The sequence below is a fragment of the Luteibacter sp. HAY1-4A genome (genome assembly GCF_056755355.1).
On the sequence record NZ_JBNDHZ010000042.1, the window covers coordinates 25949 to 37846 of the forward strand.

Sequence of the window (11898 nt, forward strand, 5' to 3'; positions counted from 1 at the left end):
CTATAGCGGCTCCTACAGGACGCCTGGGTTCCGGTTCACCGCGTGAGTTCGAACGTGACCGGCAGTTCCGCCGTGTAGCGATCGGGGCGGTCGTCGGCTGCGGCGAAACGCCAGTCGCGCACCGCCTCCTGTGCGGCGCGGTCGAGGGCTTCGTCGCCGCTGGAGCGGCCGACGGCGACCTGGGTGACGTCGCCTTCCGGCGTGACCGTGACATGGAGCACCACTTTCCCCTCGCGGTGCGCACGCAACGCGGACATCGGATAACGCGGCGACGGCATGAACACCGGCACCAGCGATTCCGGAACGGGAGCCCTGGCCACACTTGCCGGACGCGCCGACGGAGGTACGACGGACGCAGGCCGGGCACTGGCTGGCCGCGCCGACGACGGGGTGACGGCAGCCGGGCGAGCGGCGGCGGGCGCCACCTGCGAAACAGTTTTCGACACCAGGGCCGGCGCCGCCGTGGGCAGCGTGACTTCGGCGAGGCCGCGCGTCCTCGGCGCCCGCTCGTAGGTGAGCGCGGTGAGCCAGCTCGTGCCGGCGACACCGATGAGCAGCGCGAGGGCGCTTAGGGAAGTACTGGTACGTAAAGCGAGCATGCGGGCTATGACGGGGACGATCAGGGGCGTTCGAGGATAGCCGTGACGCCCATGCCGCCGGCCGTGCAGATGGAGATCAGGCCGCGGCCCGAACCCTTCTGCTCCAGCATCTTCGCCAGGGTGGCCACGATACGGGCGCCGGTGGCCGCGAACGGATGACCGGCCGCGAGGCTGGAACCGTTGACGTTGAGCCTGGCCGGATCGATCGAGCCCAGTGGGGCGTCGAGGCCCAGCCGCTGCCGGCAGTAGTCTTCGCTTTCCCAGGCGCGCAGCGTACAGAGCACCTGCGCGGCGAAGGCCTCGTGGATTTCGTAGAAGTCGAAATCCTGCAGCGTGAGGCCCGCCTGCTTCAGCATGCGCGGCACGGCGATGGTGGGGGCCATGAGCAGGCCTTCGCCATGCACGAAGTCGACCGCCGCCACCTGCGCGTGGGTGAGGTAAGCCTGGATCGACAGGCCGCGAGCCGCTGCCCATTCCTCGCTGCCCAGCAGCACGGCGGCGGCACCGTCGGAAAGGCCCGTGGAATTGCCGGCGGTGAGCGTGCCCTGGCCGGAGGTCTTGTCGAAGGCGGGCTTCAGCGAGGCGAGTTTTTCGAGCGTGGTGTCCGGACGGAGGAAGCCGTCGCGCTTCAGGCCACGGAACGGCACCACCAGATCGGTGAAGAAGCCGGCCTCATAGGCCGCGGCGAGCTTCCGATGGCTGGCCAGCGCCAGTTCGTCCTGCTCTACCCGGCCGATCTTCCACTCCTTCGCCATGAGCTCGCAGTGGTCGCCCATCGACTTGCCCGTGCGCGGTTCGGCCACGCCCGGGAACGATGGCTTCAGTTCCTTCAGGGAGAAGCCACGCGTGGCGACCTGGAGCTTTTCCTTCATCGTCTTCGCGCGATTCATGGCCAGCAGGCGCTTGCGCAGCTTCTGGCCATAGACGATGGGTACGTCGCTGGTGGTGTCCGAACCGCCCGCGATGCCGGCCTCGATCTGGCCGGTGGCGATCTTGTTGGCAATGAGGATGGCGTTGTCGAGCGAGGTACCGCAGGCCCGGGCCGTGGTGATGCCGGGCGTCGTGGGGGCCAGCCCGGAGGACAGCACCGCTTCGCGCGCCAGGTTCCAGTCCGAGGAATGGCGAATGACGGCGCCCATGGCCACCTCGCCCAGCTCGGCGCCATGCAGCCCGAATTTTTCCACCAGGGCCCCGAGCACCTTCACCGACATGCCGAAGTTGCCGACGTCGGCGTAGGCCGTGTTGTTCCGGCAGAAGGGGATGCGGACGCCGCCGACCACACCCACACGCTTTTGCGACTTATCCATGCTTGAGAAACTGTCCAGACCGAGGGGATGCCCCAGGGGCAGCCGAGTGCGAAGAAGGGATCGCGGATGCCGACGATCGCCGACGAACGCGTATCGGCAAGGCTAACCCGCATCCCCTTCCGGCGAAAGCCCGATCCGGCCGAATGATAGAATTGCGTTCCTTTGCCGTTCGGAAAAACCTGCCGTGAACGAGTCGCTGATCGCCTGCCCCGCCGTGCTGGCGCTGGAACTGGCCGGGGACGGCGCGCCCGACCGGCTGGAACTCACCCGGGACGAAGCCCAGGTGCTCGCTTCCCTGATGGCCGACGACCTGCGCGCCCTCCTGCCCGGCATCGAGTCATCGCGCCTGGCCATCGCCGGCGCCCTGTTCGACGGCGTGGAGCTGCTGCGCCCCGGTTTCCCCGTATTCGCCACGCTGGAAGAACTGGCGCGGCGCATCCCGCGGGTGACCGATGCCGGCGGCGTGGTCGCCTTCGGCACCCATGAAGGCCACATGCCGGCGCAACCGCTGGTGCCCGACCGCGCTTACGCGGGCGGTCCCATGCGCCTCATACCCTGGATGGTGCTGGCGCCCGCCAGCCAGGCGGAAGACATGGCCGGCGCCATGGAAGTGGAACTGGTCGGGCGTGGCGAAGCCGGCACGGCTACGGCGGACTTCCTCATGCGCACCCTGGGCATGCGCCTGGAGCATGCGCGGTATCTCAGCCGCAACGACCTGATCGCGCTCACCTGCGTGCAATACGAGCACGTGAACCTGGCCCCCATGTGGACCATGCTCGAGGCCGCGCTGCTCACGCCTTATAAGGAGGAGACGGCCGTGGGATCGCGCGGGCTGCCCCTGCGTTATGCCGAGGGGCGGGTGGGCGTACCCGGGCCGTCGTCGTGGTTCGCGCAGGCGGGCAATAAGGGTGCCGACGCCAGCCATGAGTTCGCGGGCACCCTGTTCGAACTGCGCCAGTACGCGGCCCTGCTGGCCGCGCACCACGTTCCCCTCCACCTCGAGGGCGAATCGACCCAGACGGCCGGTTACCTGATCGAGCCCATTGCCACGGCCGATCCGGCGCTGCCCCCGCCTGCCCTGTACGCCCACGAGGCGGCCGGCCTCGGCATGGCCGCCATCACCGTGGCCCAACCGGCGCCGGGCAAGGCCCGGGTCCTCGCGCACGGCTATCCGTTGGCACCGGACGCCCTGGCGCCGCTGCTCGATGCGCTGACCGAGCGCTATGACGCCACCCAGGAGCTCCATGCCCTCGGCCGGATGCTGCTGGACGCCGACGGTGCCCTCTCCGCCCCGGCGCCCGCGCTGCACTGAAACCCGATTTCACGAATCGTCCGATATACGGGAGGGGACTGAGGTTCTAGAGTGGGCCGAGGTCACACCGGCGGCTCCATGCGCTCATCCACTCCTCCCGTCAACGACTCCCCATCCGACTGGTCCGCGTACCTCCTGAAGCGGACGCCGGCCATGATCGCGTACGTCGACACGGCCATGCGCTACCGCTACGCCAGCCCCGCGTACCTGGCGTGGATGAACGTCGACGATGTCGACGTGGTGGGCCGCCCCATCGTCGAGGTCATCGATCCGGTGGTCTACACGCACATCGAGCCCGACATCCGCGCGGCCTTGGGCGGCACGGTCATGGTGGCCGACCGTGCCATCCGCAACAGCGCGGGCGACCACTATGCGCAAGCCACCTTCTCGCCCGACGTGGACAACGAGGGCAACGTGCGCGGCGTGGCCATCCTGCTCGCCGACATTTCCAGCCGGCGTTTGCTCGAGGCCCGCCTGAAGGAAAGCGAGCGGCGCTTCGCACAGGCATTCCGTTACGCCGCCATCGGCATGGCGCTGGTACTGCCCGACGGCCGCTGGCTGCAGGTGAACGAAGCCCTTTGCGCCATGCTGGGCTACGACGAGCAGACGCTCATGGGTACCTCGTTCCAGGTCGTCACCCATCCCGACGACCTCGCCGCGGACCTCGGCTTCGTGGAGAAGCTCCTCTCCGGCGACCGGCTGTCCTACCAGATGGAAAAACGCTACCTGCACCGTGACGGACACGTGGTGCACGTGCAGCTCAGCGTCTCGCTGGTGCGCGACGAAGTCGGCGGGCCGCTGTACTTCATCTCCCAGATACAGGACATCAGCGAACGCAAGGCCTTCGAAGACGCGCTGTTCCGCGAGCGCGAGCTCGCCGAGGTCACGCTGAAGTCCATCGGCGACGCCGTCATCACCACCGACACGCAACTCATCGTCACCTCGCTCAATCCCATCGCCGAGGCCATGACCGGATGGTCAAGCCACGAAGCGGTGGGACGGCCCATGGACGACATCTTCCAGTTGCGCGATCCGCTCACGCGCCGGCCGATTCCCAATCCGCTGATCATGGCGGTCAGCAAGAACAGCATCGTCGGCCTCACCACCGACGCCATCCTCGTGCATCGCAACGGCTTCGACAGCCCGATCGAGGATTCCGCCGCCCCCATTCACGACCATGCCGGCAATGTGGTCGGCGGCGTGGTGGTGTTCCACGACGTGAGCGAAACCCGTGCGCTGGCCCTGAAGATGGCCCACCTCGCGCACCACGACACGCTCACCGGGCTACCGAACCGCGCGCTGCTCACGTCGCGCATGGAATTCGCCGTGACCTCGGCCGCGCGGCGCAACCAGCGCGCGGCGCTGCTGTTCGTCGACGTCGATCACTTCAAGCAGATCAACGACTCGTTGGGCCACGCCGCGGGCGACAACCTGCTTCAGGAAGTGGCGCGCCGTATCCGTGGCGCCGTCCGCTCCGACGACACCGTGAGCCGCCTCGGCGGCGATGAATTCGTGGTGCTGCTGCCTCTCATCGAGGGGCCGGGCGACGCCAGCACGGTGGCCGAGAAGGTACTGGCCGCCTGCGGCCAGGCGTTCGGACTGGGGCTCGACACCCCGGCTCTCACCATCAGTTTCAGCATCGGCATCAGCGTGTACCCCGACGACGCGGAAGACGCCGAGTCGCTGCTGCGCAACGCCGATACCGCCATGTACGAAGCCAAGATGCAGGGGCGCAACGGCTATCGCTTCTTCAACCCCACGATGAACGAGCGCAACACGGCGCGCGTGCGCATCGAGGTCGAATTGCGCAAGGCCCTCGCCCGCAACGAACTCAGCCTGCACTACCAGCCCAAGGTCGACGTGGAACTTGGCACCATCGTCGGCGCCGAGGCCCTGCTGCGCTGGCAGGTCGACGGCGAAGACGTCTATTCGCCCGAGCAGTTCATCCCCGTGGCCGAAGACTGCGGCCTGATCGTACCCATCGGGGAATGGGCCTTGCGCGAAGCCTGTCGCCAGGCCGAGGCATGGACGCGGCTGTACCGGCCGCTGTCCGTGTCGGTGAACGTCTCGGCGTTGCAGTTCCAGCACACGCGCTTCTATGAATCGCTGCGCGCCGTGCTCGTGGAAACGGGACTCCATCCCACGTTGCTCGAGCTGGAACTCACCGAGCGCACCGTGATGGAAGGCGGCGACCATATCGCCGAACTGCTGCGCAAGATCAAGTCGCTGGGCGTGGCCCTAAGCCTCGACGACTTCGGCACGGGTTATTGCAGCCTCGCCTACCTCAAGCACTTCCCCGTCGACATCCTCAAGATCGACCGCGCCTTCATCCGCGACGTGGCGTGGGACAACGACAGCGCCGCCATCGTCAGCGCCATCGTCACCATGGGCAAGGGCATGAACAAGCAGGTGCTGGCCGAAGGCGTGGAGAGCATGGAGCAGGCCACCTTCCTGGGCTCGGCGGGTTGTTCGCAGATGCAGGGCTTCCTGTTCGGCAAGCCAATGACCGCGCGGGATTTCGAGGCGCGCATCTCCGTGATCGACATGGGCGATCCCACGGTGGCCTTGGACTGAACGCCTCGCTGAAGGAGCGCTAGCCCTTCAGGGGCGCCTCGTACATGTAGTAGTGGCAGCGTTCCATGCCCAGCCCGGCATACGTGGCCTGCGCCCGCTCGTTCTCCAGTTCCACGTAGAGGCGCAAGCCCACCGCGCCCGCGCCTTCCGCCATCGCCTTCACGTGCGCATACATGCCGCGGAACACGCCGGCGCGGCGCGCTTCGGAGGCGACGTACACACTTTGCACCCACCAGAAATCGCCACAGCGCCAGTCGCTCCACTCGTACGTGACGAGCAGGCAGCCCACGGCGACACCGTCGAGTTCGGCAACGAGGTAGAAGCCACGGCGCGGTTCGTCGAACACCGCACGCACACCGCGTCCGATGGTGTCGGCATCCAGCCGTTTCTGCTCGGTTTCCCACGCCATTGCGATGTTCCAGCGGGCAATGGCATCGGCGTCTTCCAGCGCCGCGCGGCGAATCTCCAGGGACATGACGTTATTCCTTCGAGGGCCGCCGCTTGCGCGACGCACCGAGTTTGCGGGTCAAGGTGTTCCGGCCGACGCCGAGGGCGGCGGCCGCGTTCTGCCGGTGACCGTCGTTGGCGATCAGCGCGACTTGCAGCAAGGTCTTGTCCAGCGCCTCGCGGGCGCGGTTGTGGATGTCCGGCTCGCCGCGCGCCAGGGCATCCTGTGCCCAGGCGCGCAGGGCTTCCGTCCACTCGGTGCCCCGTGGCTGGCCCACCGCGATGCCGCCGAGATCGCTGGCCTGGATTTCCACACCGGGCGCGATCACGGCAAGCCGCCGGCACAGATTCTCCAACTCGCGCACGTTGCCGGGGTATTCGCGCTGCTCGATCAGCTTCATCGCGCCGCGCGAGAAACGCTTCGGCGGAAGGTTCAGTTCGGCGGCCGCCTGGGCGAGGAAGTGTTTTGCCAGCAGGGGAATGTCGGCACGGCGTTCGCGCAGCGAGGGAAGCGCGATGCGCACCACATCGAGGCGATGCTTCAGGTCGGCGCGGAACTGCCCGGCCGCCACCCGTGCTTCGAGGTCTTGATGGGTGGCGGCAATGATGCGCACGTTCCCATGCATGAGTTCGCGCCCGCCCACGCGATAGAACTCGCCCCCCGCCAGCACGCGCAGCAGCCGTGTCTGCAAGGCGAGGGGCATGTCGCCGATTTCGTCGAGGAACAGCGTGCCGCCGTCGGCCTGCTCGAAGCGCCCGGCGTGGCGGCGCGTGGCACCGGTGAACGCGCCCGCCTCGTGGCCGAAGAGTTCGCTCTCCAGCAACTCCGAAGGAATGGCCGCGGTGTTGAGCGCCACATAGGGCTTGCCTCGCCGCGCGCTCTCGTCGTGCAGCGCACGTGCCACCAGTTCCTTGCCCGTGCCCGTCTCGCCGGTGATCAACACGTTGAGGTCGCTGGCGGCCACGCGGCCGATCAAGCGGAACACCTCGCGCATGGCGGGACTCTCGCCAAGCAGCGCATGCGTGTCCACCCGCGTGGCCGGCACCACCACCGCTTCGCGCGAGGCTGCGAGCGCACGCTCCACCGCTTCCACGGCAAGGTCGAGGTCGAACGGTTTCGCGATGTAATCCGCCGCGCCGGCGCGGTACGCCGCTGCCGTGGTGGCCACGTCGGTAAAGGCGCTCATCACGATCACAGGGCCGATGTTGCGCCGGGTGAGGTCTTCGAGCAGGTGCAGGCCGTCCTCGCCGGGCATGCGCACATCGGTGACCAGCAGGTCCGGCCGGCCCTCCGTCAGTGCCGCGCGCACCGCGTCGCCCGTGCTGAATTCGCGCACGGCATGGCCGGCGTCGCGCAACGCCTCGGCGAGCACGAAGCGCACGCCGCGATCGTCGTCGGCGATCCATATGTCGGTCATGCGCGCTCCATGGGCAGGTACAGCGAAAAGGTCGTCTCGCCCGGATGACTGGTGTAGCGAAGGTCACCACCGTGTTCGAGGGCGATCTCGCGGGAAAGGGCAAGGCCGAGGCCGGTACCGTCGGGGCGGCCGGAGACGAGGGGTTGGAAGAGCGTGTCGCGGAGTTCGCTCTGCACACCGGGACCGTCGTCCACGACGTCCACGCGGAGGGCGGCACGGACGACACGCTCGCCGAGGCGGACGGCATGCTCGACGCGCGTGCGCAGCGTGATCGTTCGCGCACCCGCCTGCGTGGCGTTGCGGGTGAGGTTCAACAGCACCTGGAGGAGGCGATCGGCATCGCCCTGGATGTCGGGAAGGCTCGGGTCGTAGTCGTGACGAACGCGCGGCGCACCCTGCTCCGCGGCGACCAGGGTCTCGACGCGCTCGAGCAGCTCGTGCACGTTGACCGATGCGATCCGCGCGGTGCCACCGTGGCGAAGCAGGCCATCCGCGAGCGAAGCGAGGCGGTCGGCCTCGGCGATGACCATCGCGGCGAGCTGGCGAAGGTCGGGCTCCGACACCCGCCGTTCGAGCAATTGCGCCGCGCCGCGCAAGCCGGCGAGAGGATTCTTCACCTCATGCGCGAAGCCGCGCAGCGTGGCCGACAAGGGCGTGGCGGCGGGCACGATGTCGGAAGCCAATGGATGGAGTTCCACCAGCACCCGGCCCCCGTCCACCGGCTGGGTCGTCAGGTCGGCCAGCAACTCCCGGCCCCGCGCCACGGTAAAGGAGGTGCCGCGCAGGTTGAAGGCGCGTCCGTCAGCGAGCGTGCGCGTCAGTTGCGCTTCCAGCGAAGGTTCCCGCAGGAGCGCCGTGAGCCGCTGGCCCATGGCCGTACGGGGGCCGACGTCGAGCATTTCGGCCATTGCAGCGTTGATCCAGCAGACCCGGCCGTCGTCTTCGACCAAGGCGAGGCCGGTGCTCATTAGGGAGGGGAGTTCGGCTTCGTTGGGTGCGGGCATTGCACCAATTTAGGGATTTCTATATGCGCGCGCAATCCGTCGGCAAGATGTGAACGTGGACGGAATGGCATAGTTTGGACACGACGCACACACTTTGCTAAATGAGAGGCCCTAGATTGGCTCAGCGCCTCAGTTTTCGCGGATACCTCCGACTTATTCCTAGAGGATCTGACGGATTTGGCTGGATCCATTTAGCAAAGTGTGTACATAAGGTGCCGGCGCGGGTAGGGCTTATGCCAATCGGAGAGCCGGATGCGCTTCAATGCCAATGGTCCAAACATCCCGGATGCACTGCTGGAGGCGCGCGACCTCGGCGACGTGCTGTTCTTCTGCGGCGCCGGGGTATCACGTCATAAAGCTGGCCTCCCGGACTTTACCCGGCTCGCTTGGCAGGTCTGCCCATGCGGCCAGCATTCGAATTCGCCTGGCGAGGGAGGCGACGCGATGAGTCAGGCCGCCGCCGTGGAGGGCTCGAATTCATCGATATCTCCAGATGCGCAGGTGTAGCTACTGTTGCCAGTTGTCCATCGGAACTCATGTGGATAAGGCGAGCTACGTCGATCTCACCCATGTCGGTGGACGCACGATGCGAGAAGCGGATGCGGTCGATCATTATTGTGTTCGACGTGATGACTTGCTTGTCACAATGCATCACGACTGCTGCTGCAGTTTGCGATCCAATAGATTTTTCCTGAACTGCTTCATCAGTGCGGCCGCCGGCGGTCCTTGCTGGAAGGCGTAGCCGAGAGCGCCGGCGGGCTACAGGTTGTCGTGATTCAGCTGGCTACATAAATGACCGTATGGATCATCTGGATGTCGCATCTGCACCAACCAGTGGGATCACGATGTCATCGTAATGCTGCGCGCCTGGCGGCGCACAGTTAATCGAATCGCGCCGCCACGGCCTGTATCGCGCGGAAGCCGTCGGAACGCACCGTATTGGAACCCTCACGGGCGAACACCCTGTCATCAAGTACCGATACGCTGCGTTGACTAGGGATCCATATGCACAGCACCGACATGCCTCGGTAATCGATGCAGTCGATATGGCCGAGCAGCGACGAGCGCAGCGGCTCGTTCAGGCCGGAGTTCCTGAAACGTGCGACCACCCGTTGCTTATAAGCGTCAAGCGTTTGATTCAGCGGAGCGAGCTCGCGATCGACGCCGACGACGTACCGCGCACCCACCGACAGCGGCTCGACATTGTCCAGTGCTCTGACGCGCTCTGCCGTCTCGAAGTTGTCAGCAACGCCGATGAAGATGGCACCACTGGAATGTGGTCCAATGTTGGCGATCCCGCATGCTGTTTCGACGAGCCGGTCCATAAGGTCCGCATTCAACGTCCTGTTGGCTGCGAGTGAGCAAAGGCCCTGTTTGCATTCATAAGCCGCTGTTTCGACCCTTGATCGCCGCAGAGCATTCTCAAACCGAATAGCCAATCCCATGCCCAACTGAGCAACACCGGGATCTCTCTCCTCGAAGTAAGCCTGGATGAGTCCCTTAGTCATGGCGACATTCTGTTGTCGGGGACCGGAGCGAATCTGACCGGCCGCGACGTTGAGTCGAGACTGCAGGTTAGACAGCGCCCGCATGATCGCCGTGCCGTCAAACGGAGTCTTCCCCTCTCGCAAGCAAAGCTCGTAGAGGGCCATAAAGACCGCATAGAACCCGGTCTTGATCGGGTTGCCGCCAGCTTCAGGGTGTATAACCCTGCGAAGCGCGTTCGGGCTCGGGTCATAGCGCTCGACAGTTTCGCGCAGTACTGAAAACGTCGTAATGATCGCGTTTTTTAGCGCGTCCGCGCCAAAAGCGAACAGGCGGGCATTGATTTCGCGTGACACCTCAGACTGGGAATCATAATACTGGTCGAGCGCGGCCCCACTGAAGGCGAATGGACGCTCTTCAAGAATCGAGATAGCAAGATCGGCGAGCATCTGTTCGTCCTCGGCCTCACGCAACTGATTTTTTCGAATTACACCCTGCTTACACCAGAAGGTAGAGTCAGCGCGAACCCCATATCTATTGTCTTCATCTCCTTCAACGTCGACGCTTATCTGAGGCATCGAGGCCAAGTCAAGATAGGTGGCCGATGCATCGCCGCGAAGCTCCGCGGAGATCTCGCGAACGAAATTCGCGAACGGCGATATTACGCCAGCCTGACGCCTCTCCTGATCGCTGAGCTGCCGTCCATAAGCGTTAATGCGCCCGAACACGTCATTGACCGACTCCGGGTCGACCACGGGAAATTCTGTGACGGCGAAGGTGTACTCGAGCAGACGCGCACAGCTCGCTGCATCCAATAGCTTGTCACTGTCCCCGATAGCAACGAAACGCCCCTCGTCCGACGCCTGTTTAGCTCGCGCGAGCTGCTCCACATCAAAGTAACGGCCGGCGGAGGCGAACTGGTTTTCAATGTAGGAAAACACCGCATTCAGGCGCTGCATGCCGTCGACGATCTCAAAGACCTTCGAACCATCTTCCTGCGTCTGGGTGGCAAGCAGAATGAGCGGAATGGGGTAGCCACGCAATATGCTGTCGATGAGCCGGGCTTTCTCGCTAACGGTCCAGACCAGCTTTCTTTGGTACTGACGGTTAACCATGAAGTTGCCCGCCACAAATTCTCGATATGCTTCCTGAACGGACATGCCGCGCGGCGTCACACTCATGCTCTCTCCCCCCCTATGATGTTGGCGGTAAAGCGACGTCATCGTATGGTACGACGCCTTGGTGATGGTGGGGATGGGGCGCACTTCCTAACGTTGCGCCTATAAGCTCGGTGTCGTGCGCGAAGGGGAGAGCGGAGATCAACAGGGCGCTTATCTACAAAAAGCGACAACTAGTCTTGCGTACACGACAACCCTCTCTAGGGTTCCGCCCGAGCGAACCGCTTTCGTCGAACTCAATTGGCGTCGATGCAGGTGTGGGGGCGGGCGGTGTTGTTGCAGGAGGAAGGATTGCTTCTTCAGATTGACTCAGAAGTTACCGTGACCGAACAGGGGGCCGCCTGCGCCGTGGCGCTCATGGCCGGACTGATGAGGCATTACGGACGACACAACGTGTTCTATCGGGCCACGGGGACGCCCGCGGACGCAATGCCAATGTATGACAAGCACCTCGTGAGTTAAGGAACCTATCGGCTCTCCAGTCGCATTCCATGCGGCGGCGGGACGTGCGCTTAGCACGCACAGATCCCAGACTTGTCCTAAGTGCATATGGGGCTGTCTCTTATACACATCT

At 65.1% G+C, this 11898-nt stretch carries 9 protein-coding genes; 3 read left to right on the plus strand and 6 right to left on the minus strand.

Translation table 11 applies throughout. From position 1 onward, the window contains the following. Positions 1-35: 35 nt before the first annotated feature. Together ACPYOD_RS14395 and ACPYOD_RS14400 are read right to left on the minus strand one after the other, a co-directional pair. Positions 36-599 (minus strand): energy transducer TonB, encoded by a 564-nt coding sequence (locus ACPYOD_RS14395; protein WP_481302414.1) that lies wholly within the window; start codon positions 597-599, stop codon positions 36-38. Between the two features lie 20 nt (positions 600-619). Then, complete coding sequence (locus ACPYOD_RS14400) at positions 620-1906, minus strand: acetyl-CoA C-acetyltransferase (RefSeq protein WP_481302415.1); 1287 nt, start codon at positions 1904-1906, stop codon at positions 620-622. A gap of 184 nt (positions 1907-2090) precedes the next feature. On the opposite strand from ACPYOD_RS14400, the gene ACPYOD_RS14405 reads away from it, so the two are divergent. After that, a complete protein-coding gene (locus ACPYOD_RS14405) occupies positions 2091-3218 on the plus strand; it encodes a hypothetical protein (RefSeq protein WP_481302416.1) in 1128 nt (375 codons plus the stop codon). Between the two features lie 78 nt (positions 3219-3296). Beyond that, positions 3297-5792 carry an EAL domain-containing protein gene (locus ACPYOD_RS14410; protein ID WP_481302417.1) on the plus strand — a complete coding sequence of 832 codons (2496 nt, stop codon included), beginning with the start codon at positions 3297-3299 and terminating at the stop codon, positions 5790-5792. Positions 5793-5811: 19 nt separating this feature from the next. On the opposite strand, the gene ACPYOD_RS14415 is transcribed toward ACPYOD_RS14410, so the two are convergent. The 3 genes from ACPYOD_RS14415 to glnL are packed head-to-tail and all read right to left on the minus strand — an operon-like array spanning position 5812 to position 8625. After that, positions 5812-6267: an N-acetyltransferase family protein gene (locus ACPYOD_RS14415; protein WP_481302418.1), complete on the minus strand. Its 456-nt coding sequence runs from the start codon at positions 6265-6267 to the stop codon at positions 5812-5814. A gap of 4 nt (positions 6268-6271) precedes the next feature. Further along, a complete protein-coding gene (ntrC, locus tag ACPYOD_RS14420) occupies positions 6272-7657 on the minus strand; it encodes a nitrogen regulation protein NR(I) (protein ID WP_481302419.1) in 1386 nt (461 codons plus the stop codon). Continuing rightward, positions 7654-8625, minus strand: a complete 972-nt coding sequence (glnL, locus tag ACPYOD_RS14425) for a nitrogen regulation protein NR(II) (RefSeq protein WP_481302420.1) — start codon at positions 8623-8625, stop codon at positions 7654-7656. The genes ntrC and glnL overlap by 4 nt, the downstream gene beginning before the upstream one ends. Positions 8626-8913: 288 nt before the next feature. On the opposite strand from glnL, the gene ACPYOD_RS14430 reads away from it, so the two are divergent. Continuing rightward, the gene (locus ACPYOD_RS14430) at positions 8914-9168 is read left to right on the plus strand and encodes a hypothetical protein (protein WP_481302421.1); all 255 of its coding nucleotides are present in this window, start codon (positions 8914-8916) and stop codon (positions 9166-9168) included. Between the two features lie 374 nt (positions 9169-9542). Here ACPYOD_RS14430 and ACPYOD_RS14435 read toward each other — a convergent pair whose 3' ends face one another. Further along, on the minus strand, positions 9543-11327 hold the full coding sequence (locus ACPYOD_RS14435) for a GmrSD restriction endonuclease domain-containing protein (RefSeq protein ID WP_481302422.1): 1785 nt from the start codon (positions 11325-11327) through the stop codon (positions 9543-9545). Positions 11328-11898: the final 571 nt, after the last annotated feature.

Coding starts and splice junctions, on each gene's coding strand:
- ACPYOD_RS14395 (WP_481302414.1), bottom strand. CDS start 599: ATGCTCGCTTTACGTACCAGTACTTCCCTAAGCGCCCTCGCGCTGCTC.
- ACPYOD_RS14400 (WP_481302415.1), bottom strand. CDS start 1,906: ATGGATAAGTCGCAAAAGCGTGTGGGTGTGGTCGGCGGCGTCCGCATC.
- ACPYOD_RS14410 (WP_481302417.1), top strand. CDS start 3,297: ATGCGCTCATCCACTCCTCCCGTCAACGACTCCCCATCCGACTGGTCC.
- ACPYOD_RS14415 (WP_481302418.1), bottom strand. CDS start 6,267: ATGTCCCTGGAGATTCGCCGCGCGGCGCTGGAAGACGCCGATGCCATT.
- ntrC (WP_481302419.1), bottom strand. CDS start 7,657: ATGACCGACATATGGATCGCCGACGACGATCGCGGCGTGCGCTTCGTG.
- glnL (WP_481302420.1), bottom strand. CDS start 8,625: ATGAGCACCGGCCTCGCCTTGGTCGAAGACGACGGCCGGGTCTGCTGG.
- ACPYOD_RS14430 (WP_481302421.1), top strand. CDS start 8,914: ATGCGCTTCAATGCCAATGGTCCAAACATCCCGGATGCACTGCTGGAG.
- ACPYOD_RS14435 (WP_481302422.1), bottom strand. CDS start 11,327: ATGAGTGTGACGCCGCGCGGCATGTCCGTTCAGGAAGCATATCGAGAA.